Here is a 25,755-nt window from a genome sequence, read left to right as displayed (position 1 = left end):
CGCCCCGTGGGACACCAACTGCATGGGCAACGCCATCGCGACGGCGGTCGCCGACACCTTCTTCGGTCGCCTCGAACAGATGATGATCACCGCAGCGTTGTGGGGCATCGACCTCTGCGCAACCTGGTGGGTGGCCGTGCCGTCGCTCGGCCTCTACGCCGACCCGCAGAACATCACCGCATCGTCGACGCCGATCGACGCCGTCACGCATCTGCGCGCGCTCATCATGCCGATCACCGCGGCTGTCGCCGTCGGCGGCATCCTGTGGCAGGCCATCATGATGGTGCTGAGCCGCAAGCCGGCCCCGCTGGTGAACGTGCTGCGGGGACTGTGGAACACGGCACTGTGGGCGGCCGTCGGGATCTTCGGCACCCAACTGTTGCTGACCGGATGCGACCAGTTCAGCAACGCCGTGCTGGCCGCCGCGCTGCAGTCGGTCGGGAATCCCAGCCTTGGTAAACGGCTCGGCGCCATCGCCGTACCGGCCTCTGGTGGCGGCTTCCCCGAGGTCGTGGTGATTCTGGCCGCCACGCTCGCGTTGCTCGCCTCGCTCACCCAGGCGTTCCTGATGCTGTTCCGCGACGGCTCCGTCGTCATCCTTGCCGCGCTCACGCCCCTGGCCGCAGCAGGCAGTTTCACCAACGTCACCAACGGCTGGAAGAACAAGCTGCTGGCCTGGCAACTCGCGCTGATCTTCTACAAGCCGATGGCGGCGATGGTGTACGCCACCGCGATCTACGTCACCGGCGAGAACACGTCGACGGATCCGCGGATCCTGTTCGTGGGCCTGGCCATGATGGTCATCGCCCTGGTCGCGCTGCCCGCGCTGATGAAGTTCTTCAACTGGACCATCGGCTCACTGCAGAGCAGTAACGGCGGGCTCGGCATGTTCGCCACCGCCGGAGCCGCCGGTATGCACGCCGCATCGTCGGTGCTGGGCGGATTCGACGCCGGCATGCACGCCCGCTACCTCGCCGACGCGTTCGACCGGCCCGGCCCGGCCAGCGGTCCCGGTGGTGCCGACCCCGGCCCTGGTCCATCCGGTCCCGGCGGCGGTCCGGACGATCGCGACCCGCCCAGTCCAGGTCCCGGCCCAACGTCCGGTCCTGGTCCCGGCTCGGGCGGCGCACCCGGTCCCGGCGGGGGACTCAAACCGCCGGCGTTCGTCGGTGAAGCCGGCGGCGGGAAGGTCGCCAACATCACCTCAGCCGGGGAAGCACCAGGCGCCGCTGCATCCACCACGGCTGCCGCTCCGACGGCAGCAGCGTCTGGTGCCACGGGCAGTGCTGCAACGGCGGGTGCCGCCAGCGGCGCGGCGACGGGTGCCGCTGCCGCAGCCGGACCGGCCGGGCTGGCGGTCGTCGGCGCCACCGAAGTGGTCAGCACGGTCACTGAGACCGCCACGGCTGCCGCTAACGCTGCCGCCAACGCCCTCGACGACCCGACGAAGGAGACGTGAGCGTCATGACCGCATCGGAAAGCCCGGCACGAACCTATGGCGGCTGGCGCCGAAGTCGCGGCATCGGGTTGATGGGCCTGGGATCGGCGCAGACGCTCGCGGTCGTCATCGCGCTCACCGTCCTCATCATCGCGATCTCCGTGGACCGGACCGTCGGCGTGATCGTCGCCGGGCCGGCGCTGATGCTCATCGGCGGGACCGTGCTGCGCTGGGATGGTGTGCCGTTGCTGCACGGGCTGCTGCAACGCATCCGGTGGGGCTGGGGTTCCGCCCGAGGCTACACCGCCTACCGATCCGGGGTAGCCGCAGCGCACCCGCACGGCTGGCAGCTGCCAGGTGTGCTGGCCCCGACCACCCTGCTGTCGGTGGAGGACCCGGCCGGCGACTACGGCGTCGTGTGGCACCGCCGGCTCGGCACCATGACCGTCACCCTGCGCGTCGCCGCAACCTCCACCTGGCTGGTCGACCCGGGCCAGGCCGAGCGGTGGGTGGCGAACTGGGGCTCCTGGTTGGCTGGGCTCGGCTACCTGCCGACGGTGCGGTGGATCGCGGTCACCGTCGACACCGCCCCGGCATCCGGATCGCGGCTCGCCCACTACGTGGCTGGGCGGGTCGCGCCGCACGCCCCAGCCGCGGCCAGACGGGTCCTCGCGCAGCTCGTCGAGGTGTCCCCGGCCGCCGCCGCGGACGTGGAGACCCGGGTCAGCATCACCTTCGACCCGGCGCTGTCCCCGACCCGGCCGCGGAACCTTGACGAGTCGCTGTCCGAGGTCAGCCGGGCGCTGCCCGGACTGACCGACGCGTTGGGTTCCTGCGGGCTGACCGTCCTGGGCCGCGCCACCGCCTCGGACCTGCTCGGCGTGGTCCGGGCCGCTTACGATCCGGCCGCTCGCGGCGACGTCGCCAACGCGCTCGGCGACAGCGGTGGGTTGCAGCGGTTCCTGGACTGGGACACCGCTGGGCCGATCGCCGCGACCGAGTTCTACGACCGGTACCAGCACGACTCCGGCTGGTCGGTGTCCTGGGCCTGGCACGAGGCACCCCGGGCGAACGTCCACGCCGACGTGCTGAGCCGGCTCCTGGCACCGGGCGGGCATCCCAAGCGCGTCACGCTGCTCTACCGCCCGGCCTCGGCCGCCGACGCGTCGCGCATCGTGGAGCGTGAGGTCAACGCGGCCAGCTTCCGCGACGCGTTGCGGGCGGCGCAGAAACGCGACGAGAACGCCCGGGATCGGGCCGACAAGGAACGTGCGCTGCGCGCCGCCCGGGAAGAAGCCGCGGGCGCGGGCGTCGGGCTGATGTCGATGTTCGTCACGGTGACCGTGACCGACGAGGACTACCTCGGCCGCGCCGTCGCCGACGCGGAAAGCCGTGCCGAGGTGGCGAAGATCCGGCTCCGGCGGCTGCGGGCCAGCCAGGCCGCCGGGTTCGCCGTCACGCTGCCGTGCGGCATCTGCCCTCCCCAACTGGCCACTCAATGGCCCCGCTAACGATGCGCGGACAGGAGTCCATCGTGCAACGACAGTCCACACAGGACCGTGATCCACGCCTGAGCACCGAGCCGATCGCGCCGTCGTGGGGATGGCGTGACCCTGGTGCAGGCCGGGTCAGCCACCTCGCGCCGGGCATGGAATACCAGGCCACGACCGTGCAGTTCTGCGGCCTGTACCCGTTCGTCGCCGGGTCCGGCTCCCCGATGCTCGGGGTGCCGATCGGCCGGCACATGCTGTGGGGCGAGGTCGTCTGCCTCGACCCCCTGCAGTGGCTGACCAGCGGCCTGGTCACCAACCCGGGCATGTTCCAGCTCGGTCAGCCCGGCATCGGCAAGTCCAGCCTGGCCAAACGGCTGCTCACCGGGCTGGTCGGCTACGGCGTGCACGGCCTGGTCCTCGGCGACACCAAACCGGACTACACGCCGCTGATCCGCGAGCTCGGCGGGCAGGTCATCACCGTCGGCCGCGGCATGGACCGGATCAACCCCCTGGACGCCGGACCGCTCGGCGCCGCACTGACCCGGATGAGCGGCCCGGACGCGCTGCGGCTCCGCCTCGAAATCCGCGGGCGCCGCCTGTCGCTGCTGCTGGCCCTGTGCACACTCGTCCGCGCCGGGCGGGTCACCAACCCCGAGGAAATCATCCTCGGCCGGGCCGTCGACATCCTCACCGACCGGCTCGACCGCGAACCCACCGTCCCCGACGTCCTTGCCCTGCTGGAAGAAGGCCCGGACGAGGTTCGCACCGCTGCGCGCGCCGGCACCGACGCCGACTACCGCCGCCGCGTCGACGAACTGGTCCCCACCCTGGCCCTGCTGTGCGAAGGGTCGCTGCGCGGCGTGTTCGACCAGGCGACCACCACCCCGATCGACCTCGACGCGCCGGCCGTGTCGGTGGACATCTCGCACGTGTCGGCGGCCGGTGACCAACTCGTGGCCGCGGCGATGCTGTGCACCTGGAGCTACGCCTTCGGCACAGTCGACGCCGCCGCCGTCCTCGCCGAACAGGGGTTGGCGCCGCCACGGCAGTTCATCGGCGTGATGGACGAGCTGTGGCGGGCGCTGCGGGGTGCGCCCGGCCTCGTCGACCACGCCGACGCGCTGACCCGACTCAACCGGCAGCGCGGCATGGCCAGCCTCATGATCACCCACAGTCTCGACGACCTGGAGGCCCTGCCCACCGAAGAGGACCGCGCGAAGGCGAGGGGCTTCTTCGAGCGAGCCGCCATCAAGATCCTCGGCGCGCTGCCGGGCCGCGAACTGGACCGCATCAGCCGCATCACCCGGCTCTCCGGGCCGGAACGGGACATGGTCAGCTCGTGGGCGGCGCCGGAAGCGCTGTTCCCAGGCAGCGTCCACCCCGGGCGCGGGAAATATTTGATCAAGACCGGTGAGCGGCCCGGCCTGCCGGTCGCGATGCGCCTGGTCGGTGACGAGGCGCGGCTGTACGACACCGACCGAGCCGTCCGGGGTGGGGTCGCATGAACACGCCGAAAAGTCAACTGAGGGCCGTCGCGTACGGCGGGGGTGTCCAGTCCACCGCCCTGTTGGTGCTGGCCGCGGCCGGCCGCATCGACTATCCGGTGTTCCTGTTCGCCAACGTCGGCGCCGACTCCGAGGACCCGGCGACGTTGACGTACCTGGAGCGCTACGCCAAGCCCTACGCCGCCGCGCACGGCATCGCCCTGCACGAGCTGCACCGCATCCGGCGGGACGGGTCCACCGAAACCCTGTACGGCCGGCTGACCCGGCCCCAGTCACGGTCCCTGCCGATCCCGGTCCGGATGTCCAGCGGAGCTCCGGGAACGCGCTCGTGCACCGCCGACTTCAAGATCAAAATCATGGGTCGGTGGCTCAAGGCGCACGGCGCTGCACCGTCGGCACCCGCTCGGGTCGGTATCGGGATCAGTCTCGATGAGATCCATCGGGTCAACAACCGCCGCGCTATGCCCTACGAGCAGCCGGTGTATCCGCTGCTGGATCATGAGCCGCCGCTGCGGCGCGTCGACTGCGAGCGGATCATCGCCGCAGCCGGACTGCCGGTGCCGGGTAAGAGCGCCTGCTGGTTCTGTCCGCTGCATCGGCGGATGTACTGGTCTGAGCTGCGCCGGGATCGCCCCGACCTGTTCGAGCGGTCCTGCCAGCTGGAGGAGCTGCTCAATGAGCGGCGCGCCCGGCTCGGGAGAGATCCGGTCTGGTTGACCGCCCGGAATCGGCCCCTGCGGACCCTCGACGCGGCGCAGGACCCGCTGCCCGGCTTTGAGCCCGACGGCAACGACGGCGGCTGCGACAACGGGGCGTGTTTCACATGACGCGGCTCCCAGTTCGTGGACGCGTTGCTCGGGCCGCGCGGCCGGCCCGGCAGATGGTGCTGCGGCTTCCGGCGCGCGCTGCCGCCAGCACGCTGGCGGTGACCGTCGGATGCGGCCTCGTCTCGACACCGCCGTCACAGGTTGACGGCGGCGCTGCCGTAGCGCTGCTGGTAGTCCTCGCCGTCGCGCACCGCCGGCCGCTACGCCCGGGCGGCCGGCACCGTCGCCAACACCGACTGTCCGCTCGGGGTGGTCTGCGATGAGTCTGTCTCAACAGCCGGTGCAGCCCCGCGCCAGCGCGGGCACCATGCCGTTGACGCCGTTCGTGGTGCTCGGCGCCGCGTGGGGCGCCATCGCGGTGACGTGGCTTGCCTGGGCCGCCGGCGCCTTGACCGCCGCGGTGACTGGCGGACACCCCGGACCTGGCTACGGCTCGCAGTTCGTCACGGGGGTGCTGTACGGCCGGTGGAGCGTCCTGTACCCGGACGTCAACCACCTGGCGGTCGCCGTGGTGTTCGGGCTGTTCCTGGCCACGGCGCTGGTACCGGTGATCGCCGGGTGGGTGTGGTGGGAACGGCACCGCACCGAGGCCGACGACCCGCTGCCCTCGCTGGCGCGCCCGCACGAGGTCGCCGACCTCACCCCTGCCGGTGTCGCCGCACGGGCCCTGCAGCTGCGGCCGAGCCTGGCTGGCACGCCGGCCAAAGACCTGCCCGCCGCGCAGACCGGGCTGGCGCTGGGCACCATGCAGCGACCGCGCGGCCGGTTCGGTCCGCAGCTGCGTGCGTCATGGGAAGAGGGCATCCTGGCCATCATGGGCCCACGGGCCCAGAAGACGACCGCCCTCGCGGTCCCGCTCATCCTCGATGCGCCCGGCGCCGTCCTCGCCACCTCGAACAAGGCGGACCTGTGGGCCACCACCAGCGCCGCCCGAGCTCGGGTCGGGCGGGTGTGGGTGTTCGATCCGCAGGGCATCACTCGGATCGGGCAGCGCTGGTGGTGGGACCCGCTGACGGCGGTGACCTCCGTGGAGGATGCCGCTCGGGTGGCCAGCCACTTCGTGCAGCCGTTGCGCCGCGACCGCGGCGAGGACTTCTGGCTGCTCGCCGCCGAGGATCTGCTCACCTCGTTCTTCCTCGCCGCCGGGGTCAGCCACGGCTCGATGAGCGACGTACAGGCATGGCTCGCCGACGCGAACGAGGACCAGCCGGTCGGGATCTTGTTCGCCCACGGTTATCCCGAGGTTGCGCGGGCCCTGCGTGGCCGGCAGCACGGGGCGCCCGAAACCCGTGACGGCATCTACGAGACCGCCCGCACCGCGGCGAGGTGTCTGCAGGACCCGCGGATCATGGCCTGGGTCAACGAACCCACCGACACCGAACTCGAGCGATTCGACCCGGACGCCTTCCCGGTCAGCGCCGACACGCTGTTCCTGCTGTCCAAGGACGGCGCCGGTTCGTCCGGGCCGCTGGTCGCGGCGTTGACCGACCAGGTCATGCGCCACGGCGTACGCCGGGCCGAGGCCCGCGGCGGCCGGCTCGACCCACCGATGCTGGCCATGCTCGACGAGGCCGCCAACATCTGCCCCCTGGCGGATCTGCCGCTGCTCTACAGCCACTACGGCAGCCGCTCCATCGTGCTCGTCACCATCCTGCAGACCTACCAGCAGGGCAGCACCGTCTGGGGCGACAAGGGCATGGGCACCCTGTGGGGCGCCGCCACCGTGAAACTCATCGGCGCCGGTGGCGACGACCCGCGGTTCGCTGCCGACGTGTCCTCGCTCATCGGCGAAAACGACGTGGCCACCATGTCGCTCACCCGCGACGGCACCGGCAGCGTGTCCCGGCAGGTCAGCGTCCGCCGGCAGCGGATCATGGGACCTGAGGACGTCCGCGCCATCAAGCGCGGCACCGCCATCCTGCTCGCCTCCGGGGCCCGGCCCGCGCTGCTGCGCCTCAACCCGTGGTTCCGCCAGCCGGGCGCGCCAGCCCTGCAGTTGGCAACCGCGAAGGCGATCACGCAGATCAGCGACGCCGCAGAACGCGAACGGTTGATCGCCGACCTTGCCGAGGACGGGGTGCAGCTGCCGGCCGCGCCGGCCCCGCCGGTGCTGCGGGCACCGACCTCCACACCGCCGGCCGCGTCCCGATCCGACGGGACCGCGTCACGGTTCCCGGATGTGCAGACGTCCGACGACGATGAGGGCGGCCCAGGCGCGGCCCAGCGCACGGTGAAGCCGTCCGTGCCGCAGTTCCACGCTCCGACGAGGCAGCCGTGACCGCCGGCCACCCGGCTGACGCGGGCCGGCTGATCGCCGCGCACCAGGTCGCCAACGAGTTTTACCGCAGCCATCTCCTCGACGAGCCGCGCGCCCTGGCGTACCTGCGCAGCCGCGGCATCATCGCGGCAGGCGCAACAAACCCGCCGTGGACCATCGGCTACGCGCCCCACGGCTGGACCATCCTCCGCGACCACCTCCGCGGCAACGGCTTCACCGACGACGAACTGCTCAAGGCCGGGCTGATCACCACCGCGCGCAACGGCAACCGCATCGACGTATTCCGCGACCGGGTGATGTTCCCGATCCGCAATGCTGACGGGGACGTCGTGGCGTTCACCGGCCGGGACCTGTCCGGCCGCGACGGCACGCCCAAGTACCGCAACACCACCACCACCGCCATCTACCACAAGAGCGAGCTGCTCTATGGGCTCGCCGAGCAGCTCGACGGCACCGCTCAGCCCGCGGCGGTGATGCTCGTGGAAGGCCCGGCCGATGTCGTGGCCGTGGACCGGCTGCGCCGCAGCCTGCCGGACACTCTCTATCCGGACCCGTACTTCGGCGTCGCTCCCTGCGGCACTGCCCTGACCGCCGAACAGGTCGCGCTCCTGGCCGCGGCCGTGCCGCCGGGAACACCGATCGTGGCTGCGTTCGACGCCGACGACGCTGGACAAGCCGCCATTGACAAGTCCTACCAGCTGTTGCGGGACTGGCCGGGACCCGTCGACGCGATCGTGCTGGAGGGCCGCGCCGACCCTGCGTCGCTCGTCGCCGCCAGCCCGGCCAGCGCCGTCGGAACCTTCGCCCACCTGCGCCGGCCGCTGGTCGACGTCGTCCTCGATCACCGTCTGAGGCCGCACCTGGCCCGGCTCGGCACCCGGCTGGACGAGCTCGCGCGGATCGGTCGCGACCCGGCGTCGGAGTCGCTGCTGATCCGCCTCAACGCCGTGCGGGCAGTAGCGCCGTTCATTGGCGAGGTTGCCCAGAACAATCCCGACCTCGCGGCTCGGCTATCGGTTGAGCTGGCCCTGCGATTGCGGGTCGAACCGTTGACGGTGCTGGAGACCATCTACCCGCCGCAGGACGACGCCATCCTGGTCGGCGTGCCGGACCCTCGGGGGCGGGATGCCGTCGCGTTGGGCACTCGCGGGTTCCCCGACCCCAGCATCGTCGGGCATGGATACGCACGAACGTGCCCTGCCGATGCTCCGGCTGCAACCTGGGTCCAGCACGACCCGAAGACCGGTCACACCGCCTGGGTCCTCAGCGAAGGTGTTGGCGCAGATCCCGCCGACCGTGACGCTGCCCGTCTTGCCGCGGAAGTCGCCGGGCGCGCAGCGATCCTCGTCGGCGCCCACAAGGCCGTCGAGATCGCCCGGGTCGCCGTCAACGCTGCCTTCGCCGAACCTGGTACCCGGCAGGGCAACGCCAGCATCGTCGTGCTCTGCTCGTTCGACGGCGACCGGCCGCAGCCGGGCTCCGGGCAGTTCACCGTGGCCTGGGCCGGCGACGCCCGCGCCTATGCCACTGCCAGCCCGCCACACGCCAGGGCGGTCACCGACGCCGCCCAGATACGCAGGTGGTTCGCTGCTGTGACCGTCGACCACACCGTCAGCGCTCAGCACCCCAACGCCTCAACTGCGCCGCGGCCGGTATCGAGCGCTGCTGCGGAACGAGCGTCGCAACCGCGCGGTCAACGCTCTCCATCTGGCGGGCAGCTGCTGACCGCGTCGGTGCGTGGTGGCGCGATCGGTGTCAACCGTCTCGATCTGCCGCCCACGAGCATCGTGCTCGCCGGCCGCCGCACCGCCGCTGTCGGCACCGAGCTCCTCCGCGCCGCCGTCGAACCGCGCCGGCCGGACGTGACCCTGGCCAACCTTCGTCAGCTCGCCGGCCCGCAGACCATCGCTATCGTCGTGCGCCCCGATGCTGCGCGGCAGCGCGATGTGATGACCGCCGCCCGGCTGGCCCGTCAGGACCAGGCGGGTGCAAACGTGTCGCATCACCAGCCGACCGGAGCTCGTCAAGCCGGTGCGCGGCTGGCACTGCCGCCGGGACCGGCGAGCACGTCCGTGCGTCGCTGATCTGATGTCGCACCGATCGGCACTGTGCGCGGCGGTCGACGCGCGGCGATGCGGTCAAGGTGTCACCGGCGGCGACCTCGCAACGCACTGCGCCCGGATGGTTCGCCATCCGGGCGCAGCGATAATTGGGGCCGTTCACTCTCGCGCGGGTTCTGCTGCCGCCGTCATGCCGCCGCTGGCTGTCGGCCGCTCTCGGTGTCGTCGATGCCGAGCAGCTTGAGGATTAGGTTCGTGGGCACGAGGTAGCGCCGGCCGACGTGGAGCACCTTGACCGGGAACTCTCCGGCCTTGGCCAGTTCGTAGGACTTGGAACGGCCGATGCCAAGCACAGCGCCGGCAGTCTCGATGTCCACCGTGGCGGGCAGCTTGCGAACGGCGTCGATCGTCCATACCTCGCCGGGGTTCTGCGTCGTGACGGTCATGGTGGTCGCTCCTCCTGCCGCCGGCTGTTGGCCGGCACCGCTCGATGTCGTTCCGAGCGTGCTCGGCGAGCATGGACGCACGAGTGCCCCGTAACGCTGGGGCGGTGACGGGTAGCGTCTCCGTCAACCCCGCGACTGCCAGGCTGCTCGGTCACGCTCGCGGGCCTGTTCCCGTTGCCACATCGCGAGGTCGTGACCGTGGAGCTCCTGGGCAAGGTCCCACCGGCCGGGCCGGACGCCGTAGGCGCGATGGCCGTGCTGCTCGCACCAAGTCGAGGGCAGCGCACCCGGCGGGTAGGGGGTGCCAAGGTTGCACCGCACGCACAGCGGCCCGGCGGGCGCCTCGTCGGTTTCGGGGAAGGTCCGCTCGTATCGGTCGGAGCCGCCGATCGCCAACATGGTCGCCCGTTGCAGGGCGGGCAGCAGCGTGGCGGCTACCGCGCTGGTGATGAACGCCGGCAACCGAACCCGGCCTGGCCAGGCTTGGTCGGTGTCCAGGGCCCGGTCGGTGACTCGGGCCAGGAACTCGCCCAGTTCCGACCCATAGAGGTCGAGCCGCCACTCCTGGTGGACCAGGGGATCGCCGTTCCACGGTTCGGTCGCCGCGACGACGAACAGCTCGCCGTGGCCCGGGTTGTCGACGTACAGCTCGAAGCCGTCCGGATAGAAGATCATGCCCATGGGTGTCTCGCTCTCGTGCGGTGACGTCTCGGAGAGACCCCCTTGGCCCTGCTGCGTGGTCTCGTCGCGACGGGCGGCGGGTTCAGGTGCCGTCGACTCGCGTACGGGCGAGTTCTCGCAGGACTCGGGAGCCGTAGTTGTTGGTGTTGAACGCGACGTCGAGCTCCTTGCCGGTAACGGGCGCGCCCTGCGCGATCCGGTCCTGGGCGTAGGCGAGCATCTGCGCCCGCAGGGACGCACCTGACCCACCCCGCCGAGCCTTTGGACCAGCGGCGCCGCCGGTAGCAGCAGCGCTGCCCCGCTGACTGGTGCTGCGGCTACGAGTCCCGCGGCGGGCGGTCGCGCTGGGCTTGCCGCTGCCGTCTCGGGCGTTCGTCTTGCGGCCGGCAGGTGTTCCGTCTCCCACCTTCGTCTCACGGCCGACGGGCGCCTCGTCTCTCCGCTCTGTCTCGTCGCCGATCGCTGTCTCGTCTGCGTGAGCCGTCTCGCTGCCGCCGGTCGTCTTGTCTCTCGGCTGCGTCTCGTCGCCGATGGCCGTCTCGTCTTCCAGCTCCGTCTCGTCTCCCTGGCCCGTCTCGCTGCCGCCGGTCGTCTCGTCTCGCGTGTTCTTCTCGCGGCTCGCAGTCGTCTCGTCCGTCTCGTCCGCGCTGTCGCGCGGCGGGACGACGGTTCGGGAGGCTTCCTCGCGTGATGCCTGCTCCGGCCTGTCGGGGCCGGCCGCAGCTGGGCGCGACGCCGGACGTCCGCGGCGGATCGCTCGGCGGGCCAGCTTGGCCGAGCCGTACTGCTCGATCGCGTCGACGGCGGCGTGCCAGGCAAGGTCGGTGGTGGTGTAGCCGTCGCGGACTGTCAAGAGCCAGGCGATGCGGGTGATCGGGCGCATGTACAGCCATCGGGCCAACCCGAAGCGGGGCCGGGCGGCCGGGAGCTTGCCTTCGGCGCGCAGCCGCGTGCGGTGCCGGTAGGTCGACAGGAGCTCCCACAGGATGACGCCGGTCAGCGACATCAGTCCGTAGGAGACGGCCTCGCCGGTGGGGGCGAAGTTCGGGCCGGCTGCGTGCCAGTAGTTCATGACCGCGGCCCCGGCGGCGAAGCCCCAGGTGGCAGCGCGGAACAGCAGCGACGAGTCGCCGGCCGCGCGGGCGCGCCAGTCCAGTCGGGCTACGTAGGCGGTGGACAGCTCGAACCCGGCGGCGAAGACAATCGCAGCCGGGAGCGGCCAGTGCATGACGTCCATCGCGAAGCGGATCTGCCCGACCCAGGCGACGGCCATCGGAAACATGATCGGCAGGGTGAACAACGCCCACTCCGCCACCTGCGGGATCGCGGTGGTCAGCCGCGCCCAGCGGGCGGCTCGGCGGGCCTGCCGCCGTTTGCGGCGCTCGCGCTGTTCGCGTTCGGCGGCGTCGCGTTCGCGGCGAGCCGCTGCCCGGCGGGCGTCCTGCAGTTCCAGGTCCAGCTTGGCCGCGCGAGCGCGCCGCTCGACGTCGGCGTCGGCGTTGAGCCGGTCCTGTTCGGCCCGGCTGATCTGGCGCAGTGTCCGCGCGTCGGTGACCTCCGCTCGCACCGTCTTCGCGGCCTGGAGCGTGTCGCTCGACTCGGCGTCGGCCGGGTTGCTGGTCAGGGTGGTCACGGCGTGGTCCTTCCGGTTCGGCGCTGTGTCCGGGTTGCGGTGCTCTGGGGTGGTGCGCTGGTGCGGTGGCTCTGGTTCGGCTGGCCGTAGCGCTTCCGTCAACGCTGGCTGTGCTACGGACCTGGTGGTGCACCGTGATGGTGTCGGCGAACCGTTAGCGGACCCGCTACGGGCCGGGGCATTTGCCCTGGTGGGGACCCAGGTGGTCGCATCCGGCCAGGTACTGCCCCGGTGCAGTTGCCGCCGACGGTGGTGGGCGTCTTCGGCCGTGCTGGCAGGTGGAGCTCGTCCGACGGGTGGCCGCGGGCGCGCCGGCCCGAACCGACTGGTCGCGGCCGGATCAGCACGTCGAACCTGAACGACAGGGCTGCGCGAGCGGCCCGGACGGCCCGGGCGGCCGGGTTGGGGCGGCTGTCCTGCCCTCCGTCGTGTGCGTGGTCCGGTCGCTGGGCCCCGGGTTGGGCGGGGCCGATCGGCGGTGGGGCGGCTGGCGGGGCCTGGTGTGCGGCTGCGGGCGAGCCGTTCAACCATCGCGCACCAACGGCGCAGTTCCTGGCGACGAGCCTGGATCACCGCGCACCGCGGGCAGCTCAGCGGCTCCTGGGTCGTCACCCAGTCGGTCTGGCACCGCCGCGCCCGGCAGGCCGGGATCGGCGTGCACGGTGGCGTGAGCCGGGCGAGGTCGAGGTGGATGCGGCCGTCGTGGGCGCCGGTGACGTGTCGCTCGCCAGTCACGCTGTGGTGCTGCTGGGCCGGCCGCACGTTGGGAGCGGGTGCGATGGTGGTCGCTGCGGAGGCGAGGGTCGCGAGACGGCGCAGCTGGTCGCCGATGCCGCGGGTGCCGTCCAGCGGGCAGGTCGCGTGCGGCCAGACGAACCGGGCGAGGCGTGCGTACGGCGCCGGGGCGAGGACGACGACGGTGACGTCCAGCAGGCCGAGCTGTTCGGCCTGCTCGCGCAGCCCGTCGGCGGTCATGGTGTGCCGCTGGCCGAGCCGCGCGTCGTACCGCAGCAGCATGTCGGACAGCTCGACCAGGCCGTACCAGGCGGACAGGATCATCACCCTGGTGTCCGGCGTGCGGATCGCGTCGGCGGCGCGGCGGGCCGCCCAGTGGTAGCTGCCGACGTACAGCTCACCGGCCGGCGCTTCGATACGGTCCGCTTTCCGGGCCCCGCAGACGACGATGATCAAGCGTTGCGGCGCCGGGGCCGGTTCCGGGAGGCAGCGCTGGCCGGCGGCGTACTGCTGGTGTTCGGCGACGGTCCAGCCCAGCCACGCCCAGCTCGGCAGCCAGGTGCGGCCGTCGGGGAAGGTGGTGCGGTATCCCCGGCCGTGTCGCCAGGCCGCGACCGCCGGTCCGGCCGAAGGGTGCAGCAGGTCGTTGCGGATCCGCCGGGATCCGCCGCCATCGACGTCGACCAGGGAGGTCTTGGGCCCGATCGAGCGGAGGATGCCGCCGCCTTGACCACCGTCCCGCGCCGGGAGCGAGCCGGGCATGCAGCGGACCCGCTGGCCGGGCGCAACCGTGCCCGGCCTGGTCGGCAGCGGAACCCCCATGCAGGTCTCGGTCGGCGTCGCGAGCGGCGTCCTGGGCTGCCAGCCGCGCGTGACGGAGGCGTGACGGTTGACGGCGCCGTTGCGGTAGGCGGCAGCGTGCGGCCGGCACACGGTGACCTGCCCACCGCCGGCCAGGCTGAGCTTCAGCGTCGCCCGGTTCGAGCACGCCGCGCACGCGTACGGGTTCGGGTGCGCGAGCCGCTCCTCGGCCAGGACGGCGGGCTGGGCGGGCTCAGGGTGGCTGCTGGTCACGGTTGGCGCTCCAGAGCTCGGGGCCGGCCCCGGCAGCGGGGCCGGCCGACAGCGGGATGGTTACCGGAGGCTCCGGGCGGGGCAGTCCAGCTCGTTGTGCCGCTCGGCAGTCGGGCCGCAGACGGCACCGGCGATCGCCCAGTCGAGCTCGGCGCAGGTCTCTGCCGGCTCGTGCAGGGTGCGGATTCGGGTCCGGTCCTCCGCCGCGTCGCAGCGTCCGGTTTCGTCCCACTGGTTGCCACGCCACGGGCGCCGGGCGCCGACCAGGGCCGGGTAGGCGTAGATCGGGTGCCCGCAGTGCCGGCAGGTGGCCACCTGGGTTCCGTCGGCGTAGCACTCGCGCGTGCCCGTCCGCAGCGCGATCGTGGTGGCAGCGCTGTCTTGCAGGATGCGGTGGACCTGCTCGGTGTGCGGTCCGCAGGCCGCGAGCGTGTGCCCGCGGCGGGCGAGCACGACGTTGACGGCCGTGACCGAGCACTCCGCCGCGTCGCAGGGCATCGTGGCTGGTTCGTTCGCGTCCAGGCATCGCTGGCACCGTGCCTCGGGAGCGTGTGCGCGCAGGCACGGTTGACGCGCGGGCTCGTGCGCGGCCCGAGCGCGGTGCTGCAGGTCGACGAGGTTGTACCCGCACCTCGTTTCGCCTTCGGGGAGCAGCAGGTCCGCGACCGCGGTTCCGTCAGCGCGCACGTGGAGCGCGGTCACCGTCGCAGTGGCGCTGATGCCCGCAGCGGCCACGCTGTCGCCGACGCGGACGGGGATGCTGTACGCGCCCCGCGGGAGGATCACCGAGCGGCTCGGGACGCCGCTGCGCCACGCACCGCGGGTCGTCAACTCGATGCCGCTCACCTCGAAGTCACCCTGGTGATCGGGCCGGACCGCGGTGACGTCGAGGGCGAAGCCGACAGCGAGGGTGCGGTACGTGTGGCCGCTCTTGGCCGCGCCAGGGGATACCGTGATGCGGTCCCCGGGCCGCAGCCCATACACGTCAGTGCCGGTCATTCTGGGCTCCTTCACTGTGGTCGCAGGGTTGGCCGAGCCGCACGAATCCGTCGCGATGCCGGCAGCTAACGCGTCATGGGAGGACCCATGCGTCAGTGGGTTGGCGGGTTCGGCTCGGGTGACGCAGAGTTGGTGGATTCGGCGGAGCTCAGCTGTCGACTTCGCCGAAGTCCTCGGCGTTGAAGTCGTGACCGTCGAGGCGTGCGGCTGCGGCGTATAGCGAGCGGCTGATGTCCTGTAGGTCGGTGGTCATCCCGTGTAGGTAGACGACCAAGGCCCGCATCGGCTGTGGTGCGGCGCCCCGTTCCACGACGAGGAAGTCGGTGAGGAACTCGCGTGCCCGCTCGACCAGCGACGTGGCGTGTGTTTCGCCGACGAGCTCGACCGCGGCGGCGACCATGGCGGATCGAAGATGGTAACCACCGTGACGCTGGCCGCGGCGGACGGTCCACTCGACGCAGCCCAGCTCGCGCAGGACGCGACGTCGGGCCTGGCCGTCGGTGACTCGGTGTTCTGCCAGGCGTCGTACCGTCGCCCGCAGGATGGTCGACTCGTCGAAGACACCGGTCTGGAACGGGCACGCCGGGCGGCACGGGGCGTTGCGGTGCGTGCCGCAGCCGACGCAGTTGCCGTTGTGGTCGTACTCGGCAAGGGGCGTGGTGGCCCGCCCGTTGGAGCGCTCGGGTCCATGGGTTCTGGTTTCGGGCATTGCCGGACACCTTTCACGCTGAGGACCGCGTTTGACTGGTTGTGGAAGTGCCGCGCAGCAGCACTTCTCGCAGGCTGGTGCCTAGGTGCGGTCCAAGGGCAGGTACCAGCCGCCACCCAGCTCGCCGGGCTCGAACAGGGCCGCTCCGCGCTCGCGATAGACCGCGGTGAGCAGCCGGTTGATCTCAGCGAGTTCCGCGTACGGGTCGCCGTCGCGGTCGCCGAGCCACAGGCGTTCCCCCGGCTCGTCGGCGCCCTGGAACACTTCGCCGTCCTCGTCGGGCCACAGCACGCCCTCGGCGCTGGCGAGATCCCACAGGATGATGCGGTCGTTGTCCCCGTCGCCGGGATGGTTGAGGTACGCCATGACGGCGTCGGGATAGCGGCGGCGGATGCGGGTGATCACCCCATCGAGGAGGACGTCGGCGGTGTCGCGCTGACCGTCGTGGCTGCTGGCCCGGTGAGCGCTACGTGCGTCGCCAGCCGCCGGGTCTGATTCGTTCGACATGGGTTCCTCCAGACAGAACGCGGGATCGGGTGACCGGCTGGCCGCGCAGGACCTCATCGCGTACGCAGCCAGCCGGAGCGCGAGCAGTCAGCCGTCCAGCCGGGCGGGCTCCGCGGCGCCGTCGCCGGACAGGGCGGGCTCTGCCGCGGGACGGACCGCGATGTCCGCGAAGCGGGCGGTCTTCATCGACCGGAACGGCTCCGTCCAGGAGCTGCGCGGGTCAGCCGCGTCGCGGATGGCACCTTCGGTCGTGTACTCCACGGCGGCGTTGAGTCGACCGATCCGCACGATGACACCGACACGCCACCGTCCCCGCGAGTCGATCGCCGCGACATCGCCGAGCTTGAGGTCGGTGCCGAAGGTGAATCCGGCGGCCTCCGCCTGTTCGCGGTTGGAGTAGCACGCCACCAGGCGGATCAGGTCTTCGATGGGCGGCGTCGTCTGACGGCTCTGACCGGTGTCGGAGGACGTAGGGTTGGTCATTGGAAACGCCTTTCGCTGAGGTTGTTTCCGCAGCCCGGCCGGTGTTCCAGCACTTGCCGGGCGCCTTCACCACAAGCGTATAGTAAATGGTATAGAAAAAGCTAGAGGTAGGCTGTCTTTTCTCAGACCTTTTTCTGTACGCTGCGGGGATGCCGCAGAACGAGCCCCGCGCGTCCCGACCCGAGGTCGCTGAAGGGATGGCTGCCGCCCGCGACCGCGGCGTACGGCTCGGGCGACCGCCCGCAGCGCTTCCCGAGGGCGCACCGCGAGCGGCTGAACTCCGCGCCGCCGGCAACTCGCTGGCACAGATCGCCGCCGCCCTCAACGCCGAACAGGTCGCGACGCCGTCCGGGCGCGGGCAGTGGACGAAGAGCAGCGTCCAGTACGTGCTGACCCGCTACGACCAGGAGCGCGCCGAGGAGGCGTAGCCGAGCGAACGCAGCGCCGGCCGACGCATCCACAAACCGCCGCATCGGGATGGATGGCTCACGGCCGGCAGCCACCGCCAGGCGCGCCTTCGCCGTTGTCCATTGGTGCCGGCGCAGCCGACCCGTAGCGCCCTGGAACCAGAGTGGATGGACTCCCGCTGTGTTGCGGGAGCAAGTTATAGGCTCCGGTAACCGGAGCGACGGCCGACCGGGCGCGGTCAGCCTTTGAGCAGCGACGATGCGTCGTCGCTGGATGAGGCCCGTCGTGGGCGCTAACGGTGTCGGCAATGGCGGTCGGCGACCGTGGCCCGGTGATCGAGCAGCACTCGCCGAAGGATGCCGAGGCGTCACCGCGTTCCAGCCGTGGCCGCGACCGCCGCCACCTCTACCCCGGGCGTCCCGCCCGGATCGCTCCGCGGTACACCGAGCAGGAGATCGCCGACATCGCGGCGGCAGCCGCCGCCGCGGGGCTGACCCCGACCGGGTTCGTCGGCGAAGCCGGCCTGGCCGCCGCCCGCGGCGAGCAGCCGACGACGTTGAGCCGAGAGACCCTCGCGCAGCTGCAGGTCGAGCTGTTCGATGCCCGGGTCGCGGTCGGGCGGATCGGCACGAACCTCAACCAGGGCATTACGGCGTTGCATACCACCGGCGATGTGCCTGCGTGGCTGGTCCGGGCTGCGGCGCTGTGCGAGCAGCGGATGCGACGCGTCGATGACGTCATCGCCCGGATCGACCGGGCGCTGCGATGATCCCCAAGATCGGCCGCGGCCGTCGGGCGTACGGTCTGCTGCGCTACCTGTACGGGCCGGGGCGACGCGAGGAGCACGTCGATCCGCACCTGGTCGCCGCGTGGGACGGCGCCGGGCCCTTGTCGGGTCTGGAGCCGCCGATCGGCGCGGACGGCAAACCCGACCTCCGTAAGCTCGCCGACCTGCTGGAGCAGCCGGTGCGACGCGGGGTCAACCCGCCCCGCCAGCCGGTCTGGCACTGCTCGATCCGCACCCACCCGGAAGACCGGTGGCTCACCGACGAACAGTGGGCCCGGATCGGCGCCGAGGTCATGGCGAAAGTCGGCCTCGCACCGCACGATGACCCCCGCGCGGTTCGGTGGGTCGCGGTGCGGCATGCCCCGGACCACATCCACATCGTCGCGACCCTCGTGCGGCAAGACCGGCGCACGGCGTGGGCGCGCAACGACCGATGGCTTGCCCAGGCAGCATGCAGGGACCTCGAAGAACGCTGCGGGCTGCACCGGGTCGGCCCTACCGACCGCACCGCGCACACCCGCCCCACCACCCGCGAATTGCACAAGGCCGCCCGCACCGGGCGGCGCGAACGTCCCCGCGACCAGTTGCGCCGCCACGTTCGCCACGCCGCCGCCGTCGCCGACAGCCAGGACCAGTTCTTCGCGCTGCTGCGAGACGGCGGGCTACGCGTTCGGACGCGAACAAGTACGACGAACCCCGGGCAGGTCACCGGCTACGCCGTTGCGTTGGCGAGCCACACCACAGCGGCGGGCGAACCCGTCTGGTACGGCGGCGGCCGGCTCGCACCCGACCTCACGCTGCCGCAGCTACATGGTCGCTGGGGTCAACCCGCCGCCTCAGTCCAGCCGCCCCCGCGGCTGGCCCAAGCCGAGTTGTATGACGAGGCCGCTGGCGCGGTTCGCGCCGCTGCCGAGCTGATCGGACAGCCAGGCGGGGATCCGGCCGCTGCGAGCGCCGCCGCGTACGCCGCAGCCGACACCCTCACCGCTGCCGCCCGTCTGCTGGAGGGCGACCGGCGCGGCCCGCTGCACCGCGCGGCCGAGGCCCTCGACCGGGCCACCCGGGAGCCGTATCGGCGACCGCTGCCATCGACCAGCCGTCGGGGAGCGCTGCGGTCGATGTCACGGCGCATACGGCTGGCCGGGGAACTCAGTCACGGCAACGCGGTGTCCGCGATGCTCCGGCTGATTCGCAACATGTCGATGCTCGCCGACTCCCTAGCCGAGCTGCGTGACGTCCAACGTCGTCTTCACCAGGCGCGCGCCGCTCGTACCGCCGCGCGTCTCCTGCGTTCGGCCTCGACCGGCAACAGCATGCCCGGCGGTCGCATCCCGGACGTGACCGCAGCGCCGCCGTCAACGCGGCCATCAACCATGCCGCCAACGCGCCCCAACGACGCTCGGCGTCAATCCGGGCCGGGCGTCGGCCACGGCAGATAGGGGAAAGGCTGATGGACTTCGGACAGGAGCAGCACCCAGACATCGCCGCGGAGGTCACCCAACGCGCCGGCCAGGCTCTCGCGGTTCTCGGAACACTCGGTGAGGCCACGGCCCGGCTCGCCGCCGAACAGCGCCGCCGCAAGCAAGGGCGGGAGGAAGCGCAGGAGCAAGCGCATCAGCGTCGGCAGGAACAGGCTGGGAAGCTCCGCGAGCATAGTGACCGGCTCGCCGAGTACGCCTCACGGCAACGCGCGACGCACGACCGGCGCCTCATCAATCAGACGCTCGACCCGAACTGGGTCGCTAGCGCAGACCTGTACGACCTTGCCACCGTGTGGCGGACCGCCCGTCTCCGCGAAAACCAGTTCCCCGAAGCGCGCGCCGCCGCGGAAACGGTCGAGGACCGGCTCCGGGACATGTACCCGCGGCCGATGCACCTGTACGACGAGGCCGTCCGCAACGGCACGCCGCGCGCCGACGCGATGCGCGCCGCCGCCGAGGAGATGGCCCATACCCCGGTCATGCGGCCGTACGGTCCGGGAAAACGAGCTGGAGCCCTCGGCGCCGCGGACGGACCCGTCGTCGGCGTGGCCACGTTTGATACGGCGGTCGCCGACGAGCAGATCCGCCTCGCCACCGGCATCGATCCGGCCGACTACCTCGCCGAGCTGCGCCGGCTCGGGCCAGGCGGCGACGCCGCCGCCGAAGCCCTCCGGGCCGCGCTCCTCGAGCGCGCTGGCCGAGAGGCTACGCAGGCACTCGCCGACGCAGGAACACCTGATGACCCGGCCACGCCGGGCGTCGACGAGCACGCCGTCGACGGGATGCCGGACAACGCGGCCCACATCGGCGCCGCCAACCGCGACAGCGCCGCCGCGCAGCGCAGCGCCGCACAGCTGGCCGGCGAGTGGTACCCCGACGGGTTGAACCATCCCCATGGCATGCCAAGCGACGTCGCCCGCCGCACGCCGGCGACCGCTGTCCCCGCGAGCAGTGCGGGCCGCACGACGGGATTGGGCCGATGACCGCTGTGGCCAGTGTCGACGCGAGCGAGCAGGAGCAGCACCCGCCGCTGTACCCCAGCCTCGAAGCCTGGGTGATCGGCTACTTCACCCCTATGTTCCTGCACCGCATCCCCGGCAACCCGCGACTGCGCTGGTGCGCCGAGTGGTGGGACCACGCCGAAGCCATCGCCCGGCTCACCCTCCTGTGGACCGGCTGGGAGGCCGCCCGCTGGCAACCCGAAGCCAAGGCCGGCTGGTGGCTCGACTTCGACCACCACCTGCAAATCCTGCTCGCCGCAGACGGCCCGTTTCGCAACTGCCGCCAACCCGAAGGCAGCCGGTCCGGCAAGCACGAGCCATCCGCCGTTCCGGACGTCTCGCCGGCACCGACGGACTGGTGGGACTAACACCTCGCGACACGGCCGCTCGCCCCCGAATCGCGGAAGCCCGTGGACGTAAACGTCTTCTGAAAGGTCTCCAATAGTGCTCAGCACAACCGGTACGTTCTGCGACCTGCTGAACGGTTTGGCGAACGACCTTTCCTCAACGCTTAATCCCGACGACCCATCTGTTCTGCAGGCGTTGGCGTTCGCTGCCTGCGCAGCGACCGCCGCTGCCGACGGTCCAGCTGTAGAGGATTGGAAATCGTACGGATTCGTCATCCAGCATGCTGCCCAAACGCTGCATGCCGACCTCGTTAGCAACGGCGCTCGTACGCATGAGGGTCGCGAAGCTGGGCCTGACAGCCTCGAACTACGCCGAGCGACGACCGAACTCGTCGAACGTCTCGCCGACCTATACGCAACAGCAGCCGCCGATGCCATCGATTCCAGGTACCAAAGAGTGATTTGGTCCCGCGTCGCGCTTTACCTGGAAGACGCAGCTGCCGAACTGGCATGAGCTACTTAACGAGAAACTCTTTCGCCAGATGTAGGCCGTATCCCACGAAGATATGCCCAGTTCCAGCCAATTCAGCCAGCTGTCGCCGGGCCGGGGCGTCATCCTTTGGCTTCGAGGCGGCTCGGGAGCGTTCGTCGGCGAACTTGCGTCCCACTAGTGCGTTGACCTTGAAGGTCTGCCGGTTTGTGACACGCCGTGTTGGTGCGTGAGGTTTGGTGTGTTTCGGTCCACGCTGGAGTTGGCGGGGGTGGATCAAGGTGCATCCTGTCCACACCCCGTACGGACCCGCCGGTTGATCGATGATGAGAGCCAATATCTGCTCCGGCTGGTCTGCCGGAGCGTGCACGACAGCGTCCGCTACCGGCGGTCGCTGATCATCATGGCGTCAGCCTCCGGAACCCGCGTACCGGCGATCGCACGGCTGGTTGCTGCGGACGAGGACACCGTCCGCGATGTCATCCACGCGTTCAACGATCAAGGCCTCGCCGTGCTGGCACCGCGCTGAGTCCGGGACGGCCCCGGCGGATCACCGACGCCGACATCGAGGTAGTCGTCGCCGCGGCGACGACCCGGCCGGCCCGGCTCGGCCTGCCGTTCACGCAGTGGAGGCATCCGCAAGCTGGCATGTTGACGAAGGACTCGCCGATCCTCCTTCGAATGGCCGCTTCGCCCCAGCCCCGGTAGGGGTAATTGCTGAGCGCAAGGGCGCTTCCTGTGGCACGTACGCCACAGGAAGTGCCCTTGCGTCGTGTGGGACGTGCGAACTGTGTAGCTTGGTCGACGCACTCGGGCGTGTCCCGCTTGGCAAGGACGGAGATGAGATGGCCCAGGACGGCGAGGGGATCCCGGAGCATCTGCTCGGGTATCGAAGCGATCCAAAGTGGCGAGACATGTCGAATTGGTTGGTTCACTTCACAGACAGAGAAGAAACCTTCCTCTCGATCCTACGAGACGGGGAGATTCGTGCCGTGAGGCCATTCGGCTCAGCCATGAATCTCGAAGATAATCTGCACAATCAGAAGGCAATCTGCCTAAGCGAGATTCCCGTGGACCAACTTGACCGACTCATGAAACGCCATGGTAGGTGGGGGCTGGCGTTCACCCGCAATTTCATCCGTGCCGCCGGTGGCGCGAGAGTCTGGTATCTCGACCAAGACATGCCGACGCAGCTAGCCTTCCGTGAACTGGGTACTCAGGCGATGAGGGGCAGCATCAACCCGGCCGATGAAATCTGGACGCTGACCCCGTTCGTCGATCGTGTTGCGCCCGGAAAATATGAATTCGAATGGGAAAGGGAATGGCGGGTGGTTGGTGGACTGCGATTTACGCCTTCTGACCTAGCCTTCACTCTCACCCCTGATGGCATCAGTCAGAAAATGGAGCAAATCTCCATCGAAGCCCCGAACGTACGACACGATGGCACGGAGACGGGCTGGGTTGCGATTCCTGAAGCTGTAGGCAATGAGCTTGACAGGATGACTGCCGAGTTTCTTGAGAACTTCAGTGACCCGAACCTCCATCTGACTTGGGAAAAAGGCGAATACTTCTGGGTCGTGCCCGAGTGGCGCACGGGTGAAGCCGTCGAGTCGGTGTTTCCTAAGTTGGAAGGTGAGCTTCTAGATCAGCTCGTAGACTACCTTAATGGATTGAGTGATCAGGTGGGTGAATCTCAGTGAGTGGCGAATCCACGTCGAGGGTTCCTACTACTAGCCCCGGGCCCTTCATGAAGGTGGCTGGATTCATGATCAAGAAATTGGGAGGGTGCCCTCTGTCTGGGAGGAACTGGCTTGTCGAAGGCTTGATCGTCCGCCACGGAAGGCACCCGCAGAGTGCGGGCTACCGGAACACGTCCGACGATCATCGTGAGTGCCGATGGGCGGGGCGTGGTCGGTCACGCCGGCGCCCGGCTCCTGGCCGATATGGCCGAGGCGACCGGGCTGACCACCCGGTTCGGTGACGTGCTTGCCGTGCTGCGGCAGCGCCAAGGCGGACATGACCCGGGCCGGATTGCGGTGGACTTGGCGGTGATGCTCGCCGACGGTGGCGAGGCGATCGCGGATCTGGCGATGCTGCGGGACCAGGGCCAGTTGTTCGGGCCGGTCGCGTCCGACCCGACCGCGTGGCGGCTGTTGTCCAAACTGGACAGTCAGCTTCTCGAACGGCTCGCGCAGGCACGGGCTCAAGCGCGGACATCGCATGGGCGCAACGGATCGAGACCTGCGGCAGCCTGCCCCAGTCGATGGCGGCGGGTTCGACTGTGCCGGGCCTGGTCCTCGACCTGGACGCCACGATCGTGCTCTGCCACTCCGACAAGGAGTCCGCGACCCCGACGTGGAAATCTTCACATTTGGATATCACCCGTTGCTGTGCTTCCTGGACAACACCCGCGAAGCCCTGTCCGGGATGCTGCGAGAGGGGCGGGCCAGGTCGAACACCACCGCCGATCACATCACCGTCCTGGACGACGCCCTCGCCCAGATCTCCGACGCGCACCGGCACGGCACCCCGATCCTGATCCGGTCGGATTCCGCCGGCTGCACCCACGGTGGCTGGTGGGCGTGTATCCGAACGTACGGCCTTGCCCCTCAGCGCAAGTCATCCCTTCGATATTCAGCGCCAGACCGAGTCCAGGCGACTGCTACTGGTCCGACCAGTCTGGCGCTGCAACACGTCGTTGCCCATGTCCCAGATGGTGACCACAGGATGGGTGATGGTTGGCAGCGCGCCCGCCGGTTTGAGCGGCCGTACGCGCAGCGCGACGTCGAGCACGTCGCCGATGCCGACCATGACCGACGTGCGCCAGCGGGTGGTGTAGCCACCGGCTGTGCGGATTTCGCCAGCGGCGCGCACACTGCCCGGCAGTGGCCGTCGGTTGAGGGTGGCGCCGGCAACGGCGACGTGGTCGACGAGCCGCGGGTCGACGCCGATCGCGAACGCTGTGGGATACGCGGCCCGGCCGGGACCGGTGCCGCGCAACGAGATCCGCACGGGGTGGTGGTAGCTGAACTCGTCGGCGTCGCCCCAGGTGTGGCGCTCCCAACCGGTGAACAGCTCCACACCCCACGGCTGTGTCCCCTGCGCTCGGCGGTCCGGCGTCGCCGGACGCAGATCGGTGCCGGCCGGGGCCGCGCCGCGGGCCGCCAGTGTCGCCGCGGCAACGCCCGGCTGCGGTACGAGATCATGCGGGTAGAGCGCGGCTCGCGCGTTGGCAATGCGCACCAGGAGCTGCCCACCAGCCGGGATGGCCGGCTCGATGGTCACCGTGCACGTCAGTGCTCCGGTGAACCGGGCGGTCGCAGCCACCGAGTGGCCGTCGAGGGTAACGGTGGGTGGATCGGCCGCGGCGTACAGGCGGTCGTCAAAGCTGACTGTCACCACCGTGCTGGCGGGCAGTGCGACGGTGCGGACGACCTCGACGGCGAGTTGCCGCGGGCACCAGGTGGGCTGCGCACTACCGGGCGAGAGCACCTGCAGGGGGTGCCCACCGAGCAGCCGTATGTACGGTACGGCGGCCGGGTCGGCCGCAGCGGGTGAGGCGTCCGCCAGACCGATGGTCCCGACGCCGATGGTAAGGCCGGTGACGGTGAGCAGTTGGCGGCGACTGAGCAGTGGGGTATTCATCGGAGTTCCTTTCGGAGCGATTGAGGTCAGGCGCCGCGCGCGAACCGGGCGACGGCGTCGGCGAATGCTTGTCCGACGGCGTGCTTCTTGTTTTCGGATACCGTCAGGATGTCGATGTCGTAGTAGTTCTTTGCCCAGAACGCGATGCGGACGGCCGTGGTGGTCACGTCGCCATGGGTGAAGTCGAACAGTGACCACGTTGCCGACGATGCCGTGGCGGTGCTGCTGCCGAAGCGCCGCGCGAAGAACGACGCGTACCCGGCGACCGCCGTGGTCGGTGACGCGTACATCGCCGCGAGCCGCTGCGACAGGGGGACGGTCGAGTCCGACCGGGCTTCCTGGCCGATGGTCATGGCGGTCGTGTCGGCGATCCAGTCAGACAGGGAGAACTTGGTGGCGTTGTCCTGCCGGTTCGCAATCGCCTGTGCCGCCGCGGCATAGGAGTTCCCGTCGGACACGCCGTCGCGGGCGAGGTCGCCGAGCACGCCGAGCAGGTCGCCGCCCCAGGTGCCAAAGTCGGCCAGGTTGACCGCGGTGAGGTCGCCGGTGAGCCCATGCGTGAACACGGCCTTGAACGAGGCGCCGAAGTGGTTCACATCGCTGTCCCACAGGTACTTCGGGTCGCGCAGCGGGCTAGGTGACTGGTGTTAAACGATGGCCGCCACTGGCGTGGCGGCCATCGTTTTGGATCTATTTCGGGTAGTTTGCTGGGATGGCGTTAGGCAGGG

At 70.4% G+C, this 25,755-nt stretch carries 23 protein-coding genes and 2 pseudogenes; 15 read left to right on the top strand and 10 right to left on the bottom strand.

All coding sequences use genetic code 11. The features are described 5' to 3' along the window. The first annotated feature begins 22 nt into the window (after window positions 1-22). The 6 genes from AB0M46_RS28680 to AB0M46_RS28655 all read left to right on the top strand — a co-directional run bounded on the left by AB0M46_RS28680 (window position 23) and on the right by AB0M46_RS28655 (window position 9,625). Window positions 23-1,459, top strand: a complete 1,437-nt coding sequence (locus AB0M46_RS28680) for a hypothetical protein (RefSeq protein WP_363340852.1) — start codon at window positions 23-25, stop codon at window positions 1,457-1,459. A gap of 5 nt (window positions 1,460-1,464) precedes the next feature. After that, window positions 1,465-2,949 (top strand): SCO6880 family protein, encoded by a 1,485-nt coding sequence (locus AB0M46_RS28675; protein WP_363340850.1) that lies wholly within the window; start codon window positions 1,465-1,467, stop codon window positions 2,947-2,949. 23 nt (window positions 2,950-2,972) lie between these two features. Further along, window positions 2,973-4,436, top strand: coding sequence for a hypothetical protein (locus AB0M46_RS28670; RefSeq protein WP_363340848.1), 1,464 nt, complete (start codon window positions 2,973-2,975; stop codon window positions 4,434-4,436). Then, window positions 4,433-5,263, top strand: coding sequence for a phosphoadenosine phosphosulfate reductase (locus tag AB0M46_RS28665; protein WP_363340846.1), 831 nt, complete (start codon window positions 4,433-4,435; stop codon window positions 5,261-5,263). The genes AB0M46_RS28670 and AB0M46_RS28665 overlap by 4 nt, the downstream gene beginning before the upstream one ends. 259 nt (window positions 5,264-5,522) lie before the next feature. After that, window positions 5,523-7,541, top strand: a complete 2,019-nt coding sequence (locus AB0M46_RS28660) for a TraM recognition domain-containing protein (RefSeq protein WP_363340844.1) — start codon at window positions 5,523-5,525, stop codon at window positions 7,539-7,541. Beyond that, window positions 7,538-9,625: a toprim domain-containing protein gene (locus AB0M46_RS28655; protein ID WP_363340842.1), complete on the top strand. Its 2,088-nt coding sequence runs from the start codon at window positions 7,538-7,540 to the stop codon at window positions 9,623-9,625. Before AB0M46_RS28660 ends, AB0M46_RS28655 begins: the two co-directional genes overlap by 4 nt. Window positions 9,626-9,789: 164 nt before the next feature. Here AB0M46_RS28655 and AB0M46_RS28650 read toward each other — a convergent pair whose 3' ends face one another. From AB0M46_RS28650 to AB0M46_RS28620, 7 genes are all read right to left on the bottom strand, one after another. Next, window positions 9,790-10,047 carry a DNA-binding protein gene (locus tag AB0M46_RS28650; RefSeq protein WP_363340840.1) on the bottom strand — a complete coding sequence of 86 codons (258 nt, stop codon included), beginning with the start codon at window positions 10,045-10,047 and terminating at the stop codon, window positions 9,790-9,792. A 123-nt stretch (window positions 10,048-10,170) separates the two neighbouring features. Next, a complete protein-coding gene (locus tag AB0M46_RS28645) occupies window positions 10,171-10,722 on the bottom strand; it encodes a hypothetical protein (RefSeq protein ID WP_363340838.1) in 552 nt (183 codons plus the stop codon). Between the two features lie 88 nt (window positions 10,723-10,810). Further along, window positions 10,811-14,170 carry a DUF6884 domain-containing protein gene (locus tag AB0M46_RS28640; protein WP_363340836.1) on the bottom strand — a complete coding sequence of 1,120 codons (3,360 nt, stop codon included), beginning with the start codon at window positions 14,168-14,170 and terminating at the stop codon, window positions 10,811-10,813. 60 nt (window positions 14,171-14,230) lie between these two features. Then, entirely contained in the window at window positions 14,231-15,169 is a 939-nt protein-coding gene (locus AB0M46_RS28635; protein ID WP_363340834.1) for a hypothetical protein, read from the bottom strand. 148 nt (window positions 15,170-15,317) lie between these two features. Next, window positions 15,318-15,878 carry a hypothetical protein gene (locus AB0M46_RS28630; RefSeq protein WP_363340832.1) on the bottom strand — a complete coding sequence of 187 codons (561 nt, stop codon included), beginning with the start codon at window positions 15,876-15,878 and terminating at the stop codon, window positions 15,318-15,320. An 81-nt stretch (window positions 15,879-15,959) separates the two neighbouring features. Next, a complete protein-coding gene (locus tag AB0M46_RS28625) occupies window positions 15,960-16,385 on the bottom strand; it encodes a hypothetical protein (protein ID WP_363340830.1) in 426 nt (141 codons plus the stop codon). An 87-nt stretch (window positions 16,386-16,472) separates the two neighbouring features. Further along, window positions 16,473-16,868, bottom strand: a complete 396-nt coding sequence (locus AB0M46_RS28620) for a hypothetical protein (protein ID WP_363340828.1) — start codon at window positions 16,866-16,868, stop codon at window positions 16,473-16,475. 149 nt (window positions 16,869-17,017) lie between these two features. On the opposite strand from AB0M46_RS28620, the gene AB0M46_RS28615 reads away from it, so the two are divergent. From AB0M46_RS28615 to AB0M46_RS28605, 3 genes are all read left to right on the top strand, one after another. Next, entirely contained in the window at window positions 17,018-17,296 is a 279-nt protein-coding gene (locus tag AB0M46_RS28615; protein WP_363340826.1) for a recombinase family protein, read from the top strand. A gap of 287 nt (window positions 17,297-17,583) precedes the next feature. Then, window positions 17,584-18,045, top strand: coding sequence for a hypothetical protein (locus AB0M46_RS28610; RefSeq protein ID WP_363340824.1), 462 nt, complete (start codon window positions 17,584-17,586; stop codon window positions 18,043-18,045). Continuing rightward, window positions 18,042-19,502 carry a relaxase gene (locus tag AB0M46_RS28605; RefSeq protein ID WP_363340822.1) on the top strand — a complete coding sequence of 487 codons (1,461 nt, stop codon included), beginning with the start codon at window positions 18,042-18,044 and terminating at the stop codon, window positions 19,500-19,502. The genes AB0M46_RS28610 and AB0M46_RS28605 overlap by 4 nt, the downstream gene beginning before the upstream one ends. Here the strand turns inward: AB0M46_RS28605 and AB0M46_RS28600 are convergent. Then, window positions 19,469-19,717 carry a hypothetical protein gene (locus AB0M46_RS28600; RefSeq protein ID WP_363340819.1) on the bottom strand — a complete coding sequence of 83 codons (249 nt, stop codon included), beginning with the start codon at window positions 19,715-19,717 and terminating at the stop codon, window positions 19,469-19,471. The genes AB0M46_RS28605 and AB0M46_RS28600 overlap by 34 nt on opposite strands. A 117-nt stretch (window positions 19,718-19,834) precedes the next feature. Between AB0M46_RS28600 and AB0M46_RS28595 the strand changes: the two genes are divergently transcribed. The 6 genes and pseudogenes from AB0M46_RS28595 to AB0M46_RS28570 all read left to right on the top strand — a co-directional run. Beyond that, complete coding sequence (locus tag AB0M46_RS28595; protein ID WP_363340817.1) at window positions 19,835-20,527, top strand: hypothetical protein; 693 nt, start codon at window positions 19,835-19,837, stop codon at window positions 20,525-20,527. Continuing rightward, window positions 20,524-20,913, top strand: coding sequence for a DUF4913 domain-containing protein (locus AB0M46_RS28590; RefSeq protein WP_363340815.1), 390 nt, complete (start codon window positions 20,524-20,526; stop codon window positions 20,911-20,913). Before AB0M46_RS28595 ends, AB0M46_RS28590 begins: the two co-directional genes overlap by 4 nt. 76 nt (window positions 20,914-20,989) lie before the next feature. Further along, window positions 20,990-21,406, top strand: a complete 417-nt coding sequence (locus AB0M46_RS28585) for a hypothetical protein (RefSeq protein WP_363340812.1) — start codon at window positions 20,990-20,992, stop codon at window positions 21,404-21,406. 247 nt (window positions 21,407-21,653) lie between these two features. After that, window positions 21,654-22,012, top strand: a pseudogene (locus AB0M46_RS28580) (helix-turn-helix domain-containing protein); the annotation flags it as partial. 215 nt (window positions 22,013-22,227) lie between these two features. Further along, window positions 22,228-23,082: a hypothetical protein gene (locus AB0M46_RS28575; RefSeq protein ID WP_363340810.1), complete on the top strand. Its 855-nt coding sequence runs from the start codon at window positions 22,228-22,230 to the stop codon at window positions 23,080-23,082. A gap of 153 nt (window positions 23,083-23,235) precedes the next feature. Then, a pseudogene (locus AB0M46_RS28570) lies at window positions 23,236-23,974 on the top strand (transposase); the annotation flags it as partial. A gap of 42 nt (window positions 23,975-24,016) precedes the next feature. On the opposite strand, the gene AB0M46_RS28565 reads toward AB0M46_RS28570, so the two are convergent. After that, a complete protein-coding gene (locus AB0M46_RS28565; protein ID WP_363340911.1) occupies window positions 24,017-25,027 on the bottom strand; it encodes a hypothetical protein in 1,011 nt (336 codons plus the stop codon). A gap of 26 nt (window positions 25,028-25,053) precedes the next feature. Then, on the bottom strand, window positions 25,054-25,623 hold the full coding sequence (locus AB0M46_RS28560; protein ID WP_363340808.1) for a hypothetical protein: 570 nt from the start codon (window positions 25,621-25,623) through the stop codon (window positions 25,054-25,056). Window positions 25,624-25,755 lie beyond the last annotated feature (132 nt).

This window comes from Dactylosporangium sp. NPDC051485 (assembly GCF_040682015.1).
Lineage (GTDB): Bacteria > Actinomycetota > Actinomycetes > Mycobacteriales > Micromonosporaceae > Dactylosporangium.
Note: the sequence above shows the minus strand (reverse complement) of the source record. Positions and strands in the feature narration are given on the sequence as shown.